Genomic DNA, 16833 nt, shown 5'->3' on the forward strand with positions numbered 1-16833 from the left:
GGCAAGGCTATTATAAGATATTTCGACTCACATTGACCCGACCCCTTCTATATACTATAATTAGACTGTTATAGACTGGAAATTTTAATGAGGTGAAAAGCCGTGTTAGACCGATTACAATCATTAGAAGATCGTTATGATCGACTAAACGAACTACTTAGTGACCCGGATGTTATAAATGATTCAAAACGACTAAGAGAGTATTCAAAAGAACAATCAGATCTTCAGGAAATTGTCGAATCGTATCGTGAATATAAAGAAGCGAATGAGCAGCATAAAGATGCGAAGGCCATGCTTGAAGAAAAGCTTGATGATGAAATGTATACGATGGTTAAAGAAGAGCTTGAGGAATTGTCAGGACGTAAAGAAGAGCTTGAGGCTCGTTTAAGAATTCTTCTTTTACCGAAAGACCCAAATGATGATAAAAACGTTATTGTCGAGATTCGTGGAGCAGCTGGTGGAGATGAAGCTCAGTTGTTTGCTGGCGATCTATACAAAATGTACAGTCGTTTTGCGGAAGCGCAAGGATGGAAAACGGATGTTATCGAATCAACGACAACGGAGCTTGGTGGATTTAAAGAGATTATCTTTAGTGTTAACGGTGCTGGTGCTTATTCGAAGCTTAAATACGAAAACGGTGCACACCGTGTTCAACGTGTTCCGACAACGGAATCAGGCGGACGGATTCACACGTCAACAGCAACGGTAGCTGTTTTACCAGAGGCTGAAGAAGTAGAAGTGCAAATCCATGATAAAGATGTTCGTGTTGATACATTTACATCAAGCGGACCGGGTGGACAAAGTGTTAATACGACGATGTCAGCTGTTCGTTTAACGCATGTACCAACAGGAACGGTTGTATCATGTCAGGATGAAAAATCGCAAATCAAGAACAAAGAAAAAGCGATGAAAGTTCTTCGCGCGCGTGTGTTTGATAAAATCAACCGCGAAGTGCAGGCAGAATACGATCAAAACCGTAAACTTGCGGTAGGAACGGGTGACCGCTCTGAACGTATTCGTACGTATAATTTTCCGCAAAGTCGCGTAACCGATCATCGTATCGGTCTTACGATTCAAAAACTTGAGCAAATTTTACAAGGGAAGCTTGATGAAATCATCGACGCCCTCATTCTTGAAGAGCAAGCAGAAGCCATGCAAAGGGCTGAAGATTAAGATGGAACAAAAGACTATTCAAGAGGCCCTTCGTTGGGCTTCTTCTTTTTTAGCGGAACGAGAACTTGAACAGCCTGTGGCAGAATGGCTGATACGTCATTATTTACAGATCAATCGAACACAACTGCTGTTAATGCTGCAAGATCCGATTGAGGAAGTCATCTTACTGCGATTAAAAGAAGATCTGAACCGTCATGCAGACGGAGTTCCGGTACAACACATTATTGGCTATGAAGAGTTTTATGGCAGACGTTTTCAAGTGAATGAGCATGTGCTAATCCCGCGCCCTGAAACAGAGGAATTAGTTGTTGCTGTATTGGAATTTAAAAAACATCTTTTCAAAAAGGAACCGGTACAACTTGTCGATGTCGGTGCGGGGAGTGGGGCGATTTCCATTACATTAGCGTTAGAGGACGAGACATTAGACGTACAAGCGATAGACATCTCGATCGAAGCGTTAACCGTCGCCAAGAAAAATGCACAGCAGTTAAAAGCGGAGGTTGGTTTTAAGCGAGGAGACTTACTTCAGCCGTTAATCGATGCAAAAGTGAAAGTTGATATGATCGTCTCCAATCCACCCTATATCCCGTTAAGTGATGCAGACAGCTTGGCTATTCATGTAAGAGAACATGAACCGCATCTTGCGTTATTCGGTGGGGAGGACGGCCTTGATTTATACCGCCGTTTCATGAAGGAGCTACCGCTTTGTTTAAAGGAAAAAGGAATCATTGCCTTTGAAGTCGGAGTCGGACAAGCCGAAACGGTTAGAGCGATGTTAGTTGAAACGTTTCCTATTGCAAAAACAGAAATTAAAAAAGATATCAATGGCAAAGAGCGGATGGTTTTTGCTTATGGAAATATGAATGTGACAAAGTAAATATTTGAACGTAATGGCTTCGAAAAAGTTTATTTTCGATTCAAGGTATGGTAATCTTCCCTACGCTATGAATCTTCTATGAGAAATCCGCTCAAGAAAGCTGAAAGTTCAGCAGCGGCTCTGCTTGTTGCTAGATTATATTAGAAGAGAAAAGCCACCCCTTCGATTGGGGTAATGGCAATGGCTCCGCACGCTGCGCGCCGTCTGTGAGAAGTTCACTCACAGACGGCTTAAAACCCGGCAGTGGCTCTGCTCATTGCATAGATATTTTTTAGAAAGGGAAACCCGCCCTTTCTAAAAAATATCTATCATAGGTTTAAAGATTCACCTTCCTGTCCACAATGGTTTGTGAAGGGGCGGTGGAGTTAAATTGAAACCAAATGTTATTATCTATCTATTATTCTCTTTGTTTGTTCTATTAATTAGTTGGGAATCTGAAAATGCTGTAGCGGTTGCCTCTTTTCATCAGGAGGTCAGCCAAGAAGAAGCGATTAGGTTACGTATTTTAGCTAATAGTGACTCAATTAAAGATCAAGCGTTAAAACGCGATATTCGTGACAGTGTAAATGAAGCTATTACGGATATGGTCATCGATATAAATGATTTGAATGAAGCAAAAGCAACGATTGAAGATAATTTAGCAATGATTGAGGGAATCGTCGAACAAGAGTTAATCAATATGGGAATCAATCAATCATATGAAGTGAGTTTTTCTGAAGTTCAGTTTCCGACAAAGCTATATGGAAACATCGTGTATCCGGCTGGATTGTATGATGCGGTTTTAATTACGTTAGGTGAGGGGAAAGGAGAAAACTGGTGGTGTGTGTTGTTTCCTCCATTATGTTTTCTAGATATGGCAAATGGTGAAGCAACCGATACAAGTACGGTTGAGGCAGAAGAACCAAATGAAACAGAAGAAGAAGTAGAAGTGGCATTTTTCGTAGTCGAAATGTTTTCTAGCATTATCGATCGAATCTTTTCTTCAGAAAAGGCATAATTCGTACAAGCTCCACATAGAGATTAATAAGGCGCTTTTGTGAAAGGGTGGAGCTTATGGGAATTGTCGTTCGTAAGGCGAAAGACCAAGATATGCTACCAATTCAAAGATTGGTGGCAAAAGCAGGATTACGAGATGAAGGCATCGAGCAAAATATAGAAAGCTTCTTAGTTGTTGAGGACCAGGATCAAAATTTAATTGGCACGGTCGGAATTGAACAGTATGAGACAGAAGGCCTCTTGCGTTCTCTTGTCTTAGATTCACCAATCTGGACGGCGCAACTGAGCTTAGAATTTTTACAACTTACTTTAAAATATGCAGAAGAGCAAGACATGGAAACGATTTACCTTTGTACAAAAGGGACGAATGCCCTGTTTCATCAACTTGGATTTCGGGAAATTGAAAAAGAAGAGGTTCCAGACCCAATTAAAGGTTCTCCACATTTCAGGCGAAATGCAAAAGCTGATGCGAAAGTTTGGGCCTGTTCATTATTGGAATAAGATGTGGATAACTGGATAAATAACCAGAGTTATCTACAAGTTGTCCACGGCTGTGGACAACTTTTTTAGGTGGGAGATAAAAAAGTTGTCGAACAGTGTTAAAGAATTTATGTTTCCATAGGCTGAAGACTTTGAATGACAAGGGTTTATGTCGATATCTTGCTCTTTTGTTGACAACGTTTGACAAGACTTGCAAAATGGAAGAGATAGGAGCGATGAAACGTGAGTTATAAACAAACTTTTTTTTGGTCTGTGGACAACTTTTTAAATAAAGATCAACACAGTGAATGTATAAGGGAAGCAGCTATGTGGATAACAAAAGGGGAAGTAGTGGCTTTTCCGACAGAAACGGTTTATGGTCTTGGTGCAAATGCATTAGACGAAACAGCAGTTAAGAAAATATTTGAGGCAAAGGGGAGACCGAGTGACAACCCGTTGATTGTCCATATTGCGAGTGTGAGTCAATTGGACCAGCTTGTGACGGCTATTCCGTCTGTCGCTAAACAACTAATGGATCAATTTTGGCCGGGGCCTTTAACAATTATATTGAACAAAAAGGAGTCTGTTGCCAAAAGTGTAACAGCAGGGTTAGATACAGTTGCAATTCGAATTCCAGATCATCCAATTGCAATTGAATTGCTTAAGCTGGCTGATGTTCCAGTGGCAGCTCCTAGTGCCAATCTTTCTGGCAAGCCAAGTCCAACAAGCGGAAAACATGTCTATCACGACTTAAAAGGGAGAATAGTCGGGATTTTAGATGGAGGCCAAACTGGGGTCGGTCTTGAATCAACAGTGCTTGATTGTTCAAAAGAGATTCCGGTTTTATATCGCCCAGGTGGCGTGACAATTGAAGAAATTGAAGCAGTGATCGGAAAGATAAAAGTTGATCCTTCTCTAAAATCAAAGGATGAAGTTCCGCTATCACCTGGAATGAAATATACACATTATGCACCCGATGGGACATTCGTTCTAGTTCGTGATCAAAAGCAGATCCCAGTTCTACTTGCCAAAGCCAAAGCTGAAGGTAAACGAACAGGTGTGTTAACAACAAAAGAAAATGTTGATACGTATGAGGCCGATGTCATTGTAAGTTGTGGAAGCAGAGCCGACCTAGCTTCTGTAGCGAATCAACTCTATGAAAGCTTACGAACCTTTGACGAAAAAAAGGCTGAAATCATATTTTCAGAAACCTTCCCATATGAAAATCTAGGAATTGCCATCATGAACCGCTTAGAAAAAGCTGCCGGCGGTTCTATCTTTTAAGCAACACATAACATAGGAAAATAGCGTGTTTATGAAACACACCCTATACTCTTCATTCATTCAGACAACCAATCTCAAGATAGGTTGTCTATTTCTTTTCGGACTTGCATACATTGGAATAGCATGTTCGGGGAGTGGATATAGATGAGCGAGTTGTTTACACTTTTTATTATGGCTAGTGCATTAGGGATGGATGCCTTTTCAGTGGCACTCGGAATGGGCATGCTTGGCTTACGATTGCGACAGATTTTTGATATAGGAGTAACGATTGGGCTGTTTCACATCATTATGCCCCTTTTTGGTATGGTGACGGGGAAACTATTGTCGAATTATTTTGGTATGATCACGACGTATATTGGTGGAGGGCTACTTCTCATTATTGGTTTACAAATGGTTGTGGCTTCATTTAAATCAGATGATGAGCAAATTTTGCAGCCGATCGGTTTTGGCCTTATCCTTTTTGCCTTGAGTGTGAGTTTGGATAGCTTTTCGGCAGGATTAAGCTTCGGTATTTTAGGAGCAAAAACGGCTTTAACAGTTCTAATGATTGGAGTCGTGAGCATGGTGTTATCATGGATTGGGTTAGTGATAGGCTCAAGGTTTCAAAAGTACATAGGATCCTATGGTGAGCTACTTGGTGGTTTTATCTTGATCGGGTTTGGGCTAAAGTTAATATTGTAGATCGACATGACCAGGGAAAAATTGACTTTTCTCTGCTTCGTTATATATCGTTTTGAAGGGTGTTATGATAAGATAAATTTATTCAATGTGAAAGAAAAAACTTAGATAAAAAAGCAATGGCTGACTTATCTCGCGCGTTCTATGAGAATCTGCTTCTATAGAAGCGTAAGATCAATATCTTGCTGTCAGGACACCTCTGTCGGCTTAGTTAATATCGTTATTGTTTAAGAGGGAGTAAACGTATTTGAATTAAGGAAGGACGTGTTTTACGGTATGAAAGTGCTTTTTGTCTGTACAGGAAATACGTGTCGAAGTCCAATGGCCGAGGCGCTCTTGCGTTCACGCGTTGGGGAAGACATTCAAGTGAAGTCAGCTGGTGTACAGGCCTTTCCGAATAGTCCAGCATCGGAAGGAACTAAAGCGGTGCTTTCGGAACTTGGAATCGCAGAAAATCACCTTTCTCAACATGTAACGGAAGAATTACTTGAGTGGGCTAATCTTGTTTTAACGATGACTGGCTCACATAAACAGATGATCCAAACCTTTTTTCCGCAAGTAAGCGAGTACCTATTTACCTTAAAAGAGTATGTCGATCCAAGTACGCAGAATCCAGATATTGCTGACCCAATTGGTGGACCAATTGAAGCGTATAGACAAACGGCAAAAGAGATTGAAGAAAGTCTACACATTTTAACTAGAAAAATACGAGAAGAATTTTAAAAAGGTGGAACTGTGGCAGAGGGGACAACTATTGTATAAGGCGAGTATTCGCAAAAAGTTAGTGATAGGTATAAGTGGACTAGCTATTGTGACATTTGGATTTAGTGCAATATTTATTTCTTTTTAGCTGACTTTTTACAAGACACCTTGGGCTTAAGTAGTGATGCGATTATTCTTTTTCCGCTTGTTAAAGGAGTTTTTTGGAGTGGCTTTCTTAGGTATATAGCTGCACCGCTTATTACAAAACCACTTCATGAAGTAGAAGAAGCCGCGAGAAGAGCAGCGGCTGGGGATATTCAATATGATGTTACCGTCTCAAAATCCGATGATGAAATTCGAGCATTAGGACTAGCTTATAATGAAATGCTAGCAAGTTTACGGAGTATGGTGAAAGATATTGATCAAAACTTTAATAACACAGATAAAACGGTCGCAGAGATTTCAGCAGCATCGGAACTTGCTGCAACAAAAGCGACACAAATTGGCTTAACGATGGATGAAATTGCTAAAGGTGCAGAAAATACAGCATATGCTATTTCGAGCACGGCTGAATCAATGGAAGAAGTCACTCAGATAGCAACGCAAGTACAAGCAAGAGCAAATGAATCAAAGGTATCATCTGAAGGCATGGTCAGTACGTTAGCCGAGAGTAGAAAGATTGTGAATTTGCTTGTTGAAGGGATCCGTCAGCTCGCTTCGGATCATGAAAGGTCACTGTTGGCTGTTGATCGTTTAGAAAAACAAGCGAAAGAAGTCGGAGAAATTATCTCTCTTGTTGGAGGCATTGCTGGCCAAACGAATTTATTAGCTCTTAATGCATCGATTGAAGCGGCCCGTGCTGGAGAACACGGAAAAGGTTTTGCGGTTGTGGCAGATGAAGTACGAAATTTAGCCGATGAAAGTGCTAAGGCTGTTCAAGGTATTACCGATCTCATCCACAATATTCAAACAGAAGTGGAAAATGTCGCTGAACAAATTGGCGAACAAGTACAAGTTGCATGGAAACAATCGGAGCAGGGGACAGCGACAAATAAAGCTATTGGGGAAGTTGAAAAGTCGGTAAATGAAGTAGATTCTTTTATCACAGACATTTCCAAAATGATTAACCGTCAAATGGAATCGATCAAAACCACTACGAATCAATCACAAGAAGTAACGGCGATTGCAGAAGAAACGTCGGCTGGTTCCATTGAGATCTCAGCAATGACCGAACAGCAAGGAACGTCGATTAGTGAAATGGAACAAATGGCTCATGATTTATCGAACCAAGCAAAAAAACTAAAAGAAACCATTGAGCGATTCACTACGTAGGAAATTTTAAAATAAGAACACGGATTGTTTTTAACAGCTTGCTCTAAGTGTTCGATGCTAGTGAGTCAGTTGAATGAAGGAGGGGCAGAACATGAAAATAGCGATTGCATCAGATCATGGCGGCATCAACATCCGTGAAGAGCTCAAACAATTAATGGATGAAATGAATATTGCCTATGAAGACTTTGGTTGCGAATGTGCAACGTCAGTCGATTATCCGGATTATGCCTTGCTGGTTGCTGAAAAAGTAGCAAGCGGTGAATTTGACCGCGGCATTCTTGTTTGTGGGACTGGCATTGGGATGTCGATTGCCGCTAATAAGGTAAAAGGAATTCGTTGTGCGCTTGTTCATGATGTTTTCAGTGCTAAAGCGACTCGTCAACATAATGATACGAATATACTTACAATGGGAGAGCGTGTCATCGGTCCTGGTCTTGCTAGGGAAATAGCACGTGTTTGGCTAGAAACAGAATTTGAAGGTGGTCGTCACGCGAATCGTGTTAGCAAAATAACGGATTACGAAGCGTAATTTTTAAAAACGGAGAGGCCGGTACGTGTTTTCTAAAAAGCGCAAAAAATCGGCGGACTCTCTGCAAAGAGTTTTAAAAGAAGGCTGGTGATGAACTTGTCAATTGAAACCACTCAAGTTAAACGATTAATTGATGACTTGAATCATGCTTATAAACTGACAGGTGAGACGCTCCTCGTCATTGGGACAAGCACAAGTGAAGTCGCAGGATCACACATTGGTTCGAATGGTTCCCATGAAATTGCCGAGGCAATATTCGGTGCCTTTGCCGAAGCTCAAGAAACAACAGGCGTTCAACTCGCCTTTCAATGCTGCGAACATTTAAACCGAGCTCTAGTTGTCGAACGAAAAACGGCTCTATCAAGAGGCTATGAAATCGTTCACGCCGTTCCAGTTCGTAAAGCAGGTGGAGCGATGGCTACTTATGCATTTCGAACAATGAAGGACCCTGTGTTAGTAGAGTCAATCGAGGCAGATGTCGGGATTGATATCGGCAATACGTTAATTGGTATGCACTTAAAAAAGGTAGCCGTCCCTCTTCGAAGCAAGGTTAGAATGATTGGAGAAGCGCATGTAACATTGGCAATTACGAGACCGAAACTCATTGGTGGTGTTCGCGCTATCTATGAAAGAACAGAGGAACATGAATAAAATATAAGTTTTTATCAAATTCGTACGGAAATAACGAGTTATTTGTGTTAAAATAGAAGCGAATTGTAGATGCATTCTTTGAAATCCGAAAGATATAGATTTGGAAGGGGAATAGAGATGAAACAAGATAAGTTACAAAGTCAAGATCCAAAAGTATTTGAAGCTATGCAACAGGAGCTAGGTCGCCAACGCGATAAAATTGAATTAATTGCATCTGAGAACTTTGTTAGTGCAGCCGTTATGGAAGCTCAAGGTTCGGTGTTAACAAATAAATACGCTGAAGGATATCCGGGCCGTCGTTATTATGGTGGATGTGAGTATGTGGATATCGTTGAGGATTTAGCTCGCGATCGCGCGAAAGAAATCTTTGGTGCTGAGTACGTCAACGTTCAGCCGCACTCAGGTGCACAAGCGAATATGGCTGTGTACTTCACGATTTTAGAGCCAGGTGATACAGTTCTTGGTATGAATCTTTCTCATGGTGGTCACTTAACACATGGTAGTCCTGTGAACTTCAGTGGAGTTCTTTATAACTTCGTTGAGTATGGCGTCGATAAAGAAACACAATACATTGATTACGACGTTGTTCGTGAATTAGCGCTAGAGCATAAGCCGAAGTTAATTGTGGCTGGAGCAAGTGCGTATCCACGTCAGATTGATTTTGCTAAATTCCGTGAAATTGCTGATGAAGTCGGCGCGTTCCTAATGGTGGATATGGCACATATCGCTGGACTTGTTGCAACAGGTTTGCACCCAAATCCTGTTCCTCATGCACACTTTGTGACAACGACAACGCATAAAACGCTTCGTGGCCCTCGCGGTGGTATGATTTTATGTGAAGAAGAATTCGGAAAGAAAATTGATAAATCGATCTTCCCTGGTATTCAAGGTGGACCTTTAATGCACGTAATTGCAGCTAAGGCTGTATCTTTTGGTGAAACGTTGACTCCTGAGTTCAAAACTTACGGTCAAGCGATCATTGACAACGCAAAACGCTTAGGTGAAAAGCTATTAAGTGAAGGCATTAACCTCGTATCGGGAGGAACAGATAATCACTTACTGCTCTTAGACTTACGTTCATTAGGTCTTACAGGAAAAGTAGCTGAAAAAGCACTTGATGAAGTCGGAATCACAACAAACAAAAATACGATTCCATTCGACCCTGAAAGCCCATTTGTAACAAGCGGAATCCGTATTGGTACTGCAGCTGTTACTTCACGCGGCTTTGACGGTGAAGCAATGGATGAAATTGGTTCTCTAATCGCATTAACACTTAAAAATGTTGAGAATGAAGAAAAGCTAGAAGAAGCACGTACTCGTGTTGCGGAATTAACAGCAAAATACCCGATGTATACGCATCTTTAAGAGGAGAAAGCCAGACTTTAATGTCTGGCTTTTTTTCTGTGGTTACGAGCTAAGTAAAACTTATATTTTAACGGCAAAAAAGTTTTTAGTGCGAAACTGATCTTTTATCAGCGATGTTTATAAAATGACATTGCGAACGTACATAATCGACATATTCTAATTAAACGATGGCTAAATCAATTAGTCTAAACATTACAAATTAATGAACTAAATGAATTATCACTATAAAACTTGAAGGCAACTAGCTTTTTATGTAGAATTTTGAAGGAGATAAAAGATCGTAAAAGGAGCTAAAAAGCTAATGAGTAAAGTTTTCGTATTTGATCACCCTTTAATTCAGCATAAATTAACGTATATCCGTGATAAAAAAACTGGTACGAAGGAATTCCGGGAGCTAGTCGATGAGGTTGCCGGTTTAATGGCGTTTGAAATTACTCGAGATTTGCCAACACAAGATGTAACGGTTGAAACACCAGTAGGCATGGCAAAATCAAAAAGAATTGCAGGGAAGAAGTTAGGTCTTGTTCCCATTTTACGTGCAGGTCTAGGTATGGTAGACGGAATTCTTCGTATGATCCCTGCTGCTAAAGTTGGACATGTGGGTCTTTATCGTGACCCTGAGACGCTTCACCCTGTTGAATATTACGTGAAGCTACCAACGGATGTGGAAGAAAGAGAATTCATCGTCATCGACCCGATGCTAGCAACAGGTGGTTCGGCTGTTGAGGCGATTAACAGCTTGAAAAAGCGTGGTGCCAAAACGATTAAATTAATGTGTTTAGTGGCAGCGCCAGAAGGTGTTGAAATCGTAAAAGAAGCTCACCCTGATGTAGATATCTATTTAGCGGCAATGGACGAGAAATTAAATGACCATGGATATATCGTTCCTGGCTTAGGTGACGCTGGCGACCGATTGTTTGGAACAAAATAAAGATGCGTGAAGAGGCTGAGAAATCAGCCTCTTTTATTAGTTATTTGTGCTAAAACCATGCGAGTTGCTGAATTCTAAAGAGAAGTTGCCGGAAACCTATCAGGAGTTGCTGAATTGCAAGGAGAAGTTGCCGGAAAAGTATTGAGTTGCTGAATTCTAAAGAGAAGTTGCCGGAAACCTATCAAAAGTTGCTGAATTGCAAGGAGAAGTTGCCGGAAAAGTATCGAGTTGCTGAATTCTAAAGAGAAGTTGCCGGAAACCTATCAAAAGTTGCTGAATTGCAAAGAGAACTTGCTGGAAACTCATCAAAAGTTGCTGAATAAAAAAGGAAGCTACTGTAAAAAGTAATCGATCTCAAAACCTCCTTACCAAAGAGAAACCTTGCAAATTGGCACTCAAATCGTACTCCTGTCAATCTATACATGATTTTGCTTCTCCTGTTCATACTAATAATATATGCAAAATGGCGGGGGAGTTGGTTAGGGATATGAAAAACGTTATAACGTGTTTGTTAGCCGTTGTTTTAGTTTGTACGATAAATATCAATACAGGTTTCGCTACTACTTTTCCTGAAATCCCGGTCGTAGGGGAACTAGAGCAGTCAAATGAAAAAGTTGTGGTCATTGTGACGGCTTCGGGGCAAGTGAATGAAGCGATAGCGGCTGTTTCGACTGCTTTTCCTAAAAGTAAAATTCGTAAAACATTTAAACGAGCTTTGAACGGATTTTCGATTGAGTTAATGGAAAGCGAAGTTGAGATGTTACATTCATTTAATGAAATAGAACGTGTTGATAAAGTGGTTCAATACAGTACTAATTTAGATGGTAGTGTGCCTTTTATCGGAGGAGAAAGCATGCGTGGGATGCTCGATCCAAGCGGTGAGCGTCTTACAGGAAAAGGAATTAAAGTCGCTGTGATTGATACGGGAATCGATTATAGCCACCCTGATTTAAAAGCAAATTACAAAGGGGGCTACGACGTTATTGATTATGATCGTGACCCGATGGAGACGATTGCTTCACAAGGACCGCCTACCTTTCACGGTACGCATGTTGCAGGCATTATTGGTGCAAATGGTAAAGTGAGAGGGGTCGCGCCGGAAGTGGATTTATATGCCTATCGCGCTCTTGGTCCAGGGGGACAAGGAACGACGGAACAAGTTATTGAAGCAATTGAAAAAGCGATTGAAGATGAAGTAGATGTCTTAAACTTGTCGCTTGGGAATACAGTGAATGGGCCTGATTGGCCAACGAGTATTGCGCTAGATAAAGCGGTAGAAGAAGGCATTGTCGCAGTTACGTCCAACGGAAACAGTGGACCTAATATGTGGACAGTCGGTTCGCCAGGTACATCAACGAAAGCAATCTCGGTCGGGGCATCAGCTCCCCCTTTGAAGACACCATATATCACAATGGCCGGCTTAGAAAAAGAAGTTACCCTCTATCCAATTGGAGGGACACTTCCTTGGACACTGAAAAGAGATTTTGAAATTGTTGAAGCTGGATATGGATTAGAGGAAGAGTGGGAAGACGTCGACGCCCAAAATAAAATCGTCCTCATCAAAAGAGGGATGATTCCATTTTCAGAAAAAGCAAAGGCTGCACAAAAAGCAGGAGCGAAGGCCATGTTAATTTACAATAATCTCCCGGGTTCTTTTGTTGGAGCTGTCGAACAAGGAATCAAGTTTCCAGTCGTGAGCATTTCAAAGGAAGATGGCGATTGGATACTGGAACAAATCGAGAATAAGAAAGAAAAGCAATATGCAAGAACGATCTACAGAAATGAAGAAGATTTTATCGCGCCCTTTAGCTCAAGAGGACCTGTCACGCAAACGTGGGAAGTGAAACCAGATTTAGTGGCACCAGGGGTCGCGATTGATAGTACTGTACCAAAAGGATACCTCGGATTAAATGGGACGAGTATGTCAGCACCGCATGTTGCTGGAGCTGCAGCACTTGTGAAGCAGGCGCATCCGGATTGGACTCCTGAACAGATCAAGGCAGCGCTTATGAATACAGCAAAACAACTAGTAAAAGAAGATGGGGAGCCCTATTATCCGTATGAACAAGGCGCGGGAAGACTGCAAGTAGATAAAGCGGTGCAAGCGAAAACGCTTGCCTATCCGGGATCGCTCACATTTGGAAAATATACAAAAGAGGACCCGCGTGAGAAACGAACGGTCACCTTTACCATCGAAAATCATGATGAACATACACGAACCTATCATGTGAAACCACCATTTGAAGCACCGGACGGTTTGCAATGGGAAGTGCCTTTTTCAACGACAATAAAGCCAGGAGAAAAAGCGAAGGTGGATGTAGAACTCGATCTTTTTCCAGCGGTGTTAGCAGAAGGAATTCATCATGGCGAAATAGCGATTGAAGGTGGACCGGAGCCAATTATTATTCCATATGTCTTTTTTATAGAAGAGCCGAACTATCCTAGAGCGATGGCTTTTAACTTCGGTCATGGAGATCATCCGGGTGAATACCGATATGAGCTTTACTTGCCGGGAGGAGCCGAAGAGATGGGAATCGCCCTATACGATCCCGATACGTTTCAATTTATTCAATTCCTTGATACAAAGAAAGATATTGGTCGGGGGATGGTTGGAGCTGAGTGGACAGACATCGATTTGCCAGAAGGAGTATATAAAGCACTTGTTTACGCGCGCAAAGACGGAAAAGAGGACACATTAGAATCGACCATCCTAATTGGGAGTCAACTGCTTCAAGACAAGCGAAAAGATGAATAAAGGTCAGACCTCTCTTTAAGAAAGAGAGGTTAATTTCAGTTAGTTTGACATAATTGTGAACACCGTTGGTAATACTGCGAATTAGTGTCAAAACGCATTGACACAAGGTTTTCACTATTGTACGATAAGTAAGGTTATGATGACAGGGTTTACATAGATGTCGAATTCTGGTCGGCATTCTACCAACAAACGCTTTAAAGGAGGGCACTATCGTGAGTGACGGCAAACGCAGTCCTTGGCGTGCAATGGGTCTTGTATCCATTATTTCCTCTTATGTCGTAGGTGGAGTTGTAGGCGGAGTATTAACCGGTCTATGGCTAGGAAATCAATTTGGAGCGAAACCCTTTTTCCTTATTGTTTTTCTTTTATTGGGACTTTCTATGGGGTTTTACGGTGTAGTTAAAGTGATTAAGCCTTTTTTAGGAGACGATAAAGACAAATGATTTCACTTGAAGGAAAAATGAAAAGCTACTCACTGATTGTCATCGTTTTAATTATCCTCTTTACAATTGGTTTTATTAGTACACCATTAGAACGACAATTTCTTGGGCTTATTTTAGGATTGATATTTAGTTATATCAGTCTTTGGACAACCTTTAGAAAAGCGAGATTTGTCGGAGAAGTAGCAGTTGCTGGGTTGAAAAACCATATGTTGTTGTCCTATTTCTTATCGATATTCGGTATTGCAATTCGAATTGCGTTAGCTATTTTTTGTGTGTGGATTGCATTGATTTATCCAGAATCGTTTCATTTGATTTCAGTCATTACAGGGTATGCCCTGATTTATATAATTATAATGGCAGATATGCTTATACAAACCGTTAGAAAGAGGTGAAATAAATGGATCATCATCCACGTATAGCAGAATTTATGGGCCTAACTTTTAACATGTCGACCGTTTTGATGACAACAGTCACCTGCCTTATTGTTTTTATCATCTGTTTCATTGGAACACGTACGTTGTCTATGAGACCTACTGGGTTGCAAAATTTCTTGGAATGGGTTCTTGATTTTGTCCGAGGAATTATTAAAGCAAACATGGGATGGAAGGTAGGCGGGCAGTTTATCGCACTCGCATTTACCTTATTATTTTATGTTTTTGTAGCAAACATGTTAGGGATACCGTTTGAAATCTATAATACTGAAACCCATGAGGCTTGGTGGAAATCACCAACAGCCGACCCTGTCTTAACATTAACTATGGCAGTGCTTGTCGTTGTGTTAACACACTATTATGGGATTAAAATTAGAGGTGTTGGCGAGTACATGAAAGATTATATTCGTCCTGTACCATTTCTATTGCCTTTTAAAATTATTGAAGAGTTTGCAAACACCTTAACACTTGGAATGCGACTTTTTGGTAACATCTATGCAAAAGAAATCTTAATGGTACTTTTAGTTGGACTAGGAACATCCGGTCTATATGGATTTTTTGGAGCGTTTTTACCTTTAATCGCTTGGCAAGCATTTGGTGTCTTTATTGGTTCAATCCAAGCTTATATCTTTGCGATGCTCGCAATGGTATATATGGCACACAAAGTTGAACATCATTAAACATGGTTACCACCGTCCTATTAGGACATTATATATAATTTATAAAACTTAACTTACATTTAGGGAGGAAATTAGATTATGTCATTATTAGCAGCTGGAATTGCAGCAGGTTTAGCAGCAATTGGTGGAGGTATTGCAGTAGCGTTAATCGTATCAGCAACACTTCAAGGTGTAACTCGTCAACCAGAATTAAAAGGTACGTTACAAACACTTATGTTCATAGGGGTACCTCTTGCTGAGGCACTTCCGATCATTGCAATTGTTATCTCATTCCTATTATTATTTCAATAAATAGGAGCTCTCGTCACATATGGTTTTCATAGTAGAATGGCGATAGTGTTCGAGTTCGAACCTTCGCCATTCCTTATGTATCACCACCAATGGTAAGGAAAATGAGCTTTATTCTGCAAACATTTAAATAATTATCCTTTTTAATCTTCATAATGAAGAAAGGAGTGAATCTAAAATGAGTTTTGATACAATAAATTGGGGCACAGCGCTTTACCAGTTAGTAGCATTTTGTTTTTTGTTAGCTGTGTTAAATAAATTTGCACTTAAACCACTAATGGGCATTATGGAAAAGCGTGAACAGATCGTTAGCGAACAAATTGATTCTGCTGAAAAAGCAAGAAAAGAAGCAGAACAATTTGTAATTGATCAACGCAAAGAGCTAGAAAAAGCTAGACATGAAGCACAAGAAATCATTCAACAAGCTAAGAAACTTAGCGAACAACAAGGTCAAGATATTTTAGATCAAGCGAGAGTAAATGCTGAGCGTGTGAAAGATTCTGCTCTTGCGGAAATTCAACGTGAAAAAGAACAAGCTGTTACAGCTTTACGTGAGCAAGTAGCAAGTCTATCTGTTCTTATTGCATCTAAGGTGATTGAAAAAGAACTAGATGAAAAAGCACAAGAAGCACTTGTCCAAGACTATCTTAAAGAAGTAGGCGATAAGCTATGAGCAACTTAGCAGTAGCAAATCGTTATGCCTATGCCTTGTTTCAACTTGCACAAGAAAAGAATGATCTGAAAAAAGTGAACGAAGAGCTACAAGCTGTGAAATCAGTTGTTGAGTCAACTCCTGAGTTCGTTTCTCTTATCAGTCATCCGAAGGTAACGAATCAACAAAAGCAACAGTTCATTCAAGAAAATTTAGGTGAAGTATTGAGCGAAATGACGTTAAATACAATTTTGCTTTTAGTTGAACGTAAAAGAATCGATAGTCTCGTTCCAATGATTAATAAATTTAAAGAATTAGCTTATGAAGCTCAGGATGTGGCTGAAGCGCAAGTTTACTCACCGAAGCCATTATCTGAAAAAGAGCAAGAACATATTGCGAAAATCTTTGCGAAAAAAGCAAAGAAGTCTCGCCTTGAGGTAACAAATATTGTCGAATCAGAGCTAATCGGAGGCATTAAGATCCGTATTGGCGATCGCATATATGACGGCACGGTAAGAGCGCAGCTTGACCAAATCAAGCGTCAGCTTGTTGCCGGAACACGCTAGTAGAAGATAGGGGTGAAAGA

Annotated in this window: 19 protein-coding genes; all 19 read left to right on the forward strand. The window is 40.6% G+C overall.

All coding sequences use genetic code 11. The features are described 5' to 3' along the window. Positions 1-102: 102 nt before the first annotated feature. The 19 genes from prfA (at position 103) to LDX58_RS11845 (ending at position 16813) form a co-directional block, all read left to right on the forward strand. On the forward strand, positions 103-1173 hold the full coding sequence (prfA, locus tag LDX58_RS11755; RefSeq protein WP_227937026.1) for a peptide chain release factor 1: 1071 nt from the start codon (positions 103-105) through the stop codon (positions 1171-1173). 1 nt (position 1174) lies between these two features. Continuing rightward, positions 1175-2050, forward strand: a complete 876-nt coding sequence (gene prmC / locus LDX58_RS11760) for a peptide chain release factor N(5)-glutamine methyltransferase (RefSeq protein ID WP_227937027.1) — start codon at positions 1175-1177, stop codon at positions 2048-2050. Between the two features lie 370 nt (positions 2051-2420). After that, the gene (gene spoIIR, locus LDX58_RS11765; protein ID WP_227937028.1) at positions 2421-3047 is read left to right on the forward strand and encodes a stage II sporulation protein R; all 627 of its coding nucleotides are present in this window, start codon (positions 2421-2423) and stop codon (positions 3045-3047) included. Positions 3048-3103: 56 nt separating this feature from the next. Then, on the forward strand, positions 3104-3547 hold the full coding sequence (locus LDX58_RS11770; protein ID WP_227937029.1) for a GNAT family protein: 444 nt from the start codon (positions 3104-3106) through the stop codon (positions 3545-3547). A 222-nt stretch (positions 3548-3769) separates the two neighbouring features. After that, a complete protein-coding gene (locus tag LDX58_RS11775; RefSeq protein WP_227937030.1) occupies positions 3770-4810 on the forward strand; it encodes an L-threonylcarbamoyladenylate synthase in 1041 nt (346 codons plus the stop codon). A gap of 144 nt (positions 4811-4954) precedes the next feature. Next, on the forward strand, positions 4955-5491 hold the full coding sequence (locus LDX58_RS11780; protein WP_227937031.1) for a manganese efflux pump MntP: 537 nt from the start codon (positions 4955-4957) through the stop codon (positions 5489-5491). Positions 5492-5764: 273 nt separating this feature from the next. Further along, complete coding sequence (locus tag LDX58_RS11785; RefSeq protein ID WP_227937032.1) at positions 5765-6211, forward strand: low molecular weight protein arginine phosphatase; 447 nt, start codon at positions 5765-5767, stop codon at positions 6209-6211. Positions 6212-6358: 147 nt separating this feature from the next. Beyond that, positions 6359-7522 (forward strand): methyl-accepting chemotaxis protein, encoded by a 1164-nt coding sequence (locus tag LDX58_RS11790; protein ID WP_308017504.1) that lies wholly within the window; start codon positions 6359-6361, stop codon positions 7520-7522. Between the two features lie 91 nt (positions 7523-7613). Further along, positions 7614-8051 (forward strand): ribose 5-phosphate isomerase B, encoded by a 438-nt coding sequence (gene rpiB / locus LDX58_RS11795; RefSeq protein ID WP_227937033.1) that lies wholly within the window; start codon positions 7614-7616, stop codon positions 8049-8051. Between the two features lie 90 nt (positions 8052-8141). Further along, positions 8142-8702 (forward strand): TIGR01440 family protein, encoded by a 561-nt coding sequence (locus LDX58_RS11800; RefSeq protein WP_227937034.1) that lies wholly within the window; start codon positions 8142-8144, stop codon positions 8700-8702. A 117-nt stretch (positions 8703-8819) separates the two neighbouring features. Further along, positions 8820-10067 (forward strand): serine hydroxymethyltransferase, encoded by a 1248-nt coding sequence (gene glyA, locus LDX58_RS11805; RefSeq protein WP_227937035.1) that lies wholly within the window; start codon positions 8820-8822, stop codon positions 10065-10067. Between the two features lie 301 nt (positions 10068-10368). Beyond that, complete coding sequence (upp, locus tag LDX58_RS11810; RefSeq protein WP_227937036.1) at positions 10369-10998, forward strand: uracil phosphoribosyltransferase; 630 nt, start codon at positions 10369-10371, stop codon at positions 10996-10998. Positions 10999-11485: 487 nt separating this feature from the next. Further along, positions 11486-13753, forward strand: coding sequence for a S8 family serine peptidase (locus LDX58_RS11815; RefSeq protein WP_227937037.1), 2268 nt, complete (start codon positions 11486-11488; stop codon positions 13751-13753). 212 nt (positions 13754-13965) lie between these two features. Beyond that, complete coding sequence (locus LDX58_RS11820; protein WP_227937038.1) at positions 13966-14196, forward strand: AtpZ/AtpI family protein; 231 nt, start codon at positions 13966-13968, stop codon at positions 14194-14196. Then, positions 14193-14588, forward strand: coding sequence for an ATP synthase subunit I (locus LDX58_RS11825; protein WP_227937039.1), 396 nt, complete (start codon positions 14193-14195; stop codon positions 14586-14588). Before LDX58_RS11820 ends, LDX58_RS11825 begins: the two co-directional genes overlap by 4 nt. Before the next feature lie 5 nt (positions 14589-14593). Further along, a complete protein-coding gene (gene atpB, locus LDX58_RS11830; protein ID WP_227937040.1) occupies positions 14594-15307 on the forward strand; it encodes a F0F1 ATP synthase subunit A in 714 nt (237 codons plus the stop codon). A gap of 78 nt (positions 15308-15385) precedes the next feature. Beyond that, positions 15386-15598: a F0F1 ATP synthase subunit C gene (atpE, locus tag LDX58_RS11835; RefSeq protein WP_227937041.1), complete on the forward strand. Its 213-nt coding sequence runs from the start codon at positions 15386-15388 to the stop codon at positions 15596-15598. A 175-nt stretch (positions 15599-15773) separates the two neighbouring features. Then, positions 15774-16268 carry a F0F1 ATP synthase subunit B gene (gene atpF, locus LDX58_RS11840; protein ID WP_227937042.1) on the forward strand — a complete coding sequence of 165 codons (495 nt, stop codon included), beginning with the start codon at positions 15774-15776 and terminating at the stop codon, positions 16266-16268. Beyond that, complete coding sequence (locus LDX58_RS11845; protein ID WP_227937043.1) at positions 16265-16813, forward strand: F0F1 ATP synthase subunit delta; 549 nt, start codon at positions 16265-16267, stop codon at positions 16811-16813. The genes atpF and LDX58_RS11845 overlap by 4 nt, the downstream gene beginning before the upstream one ends. Positions 16814-16833: the final 20 nt, after the last annotated feature.

Source organism: Alkalihalobacillus deserti (assembly GCF_020734105.1).
Lineage (GTDB): Bacteria > Bacillota > Bacilli > Bacillales > Bacillaceae_D > Halalkalibacter > Halalkalibacter deserti.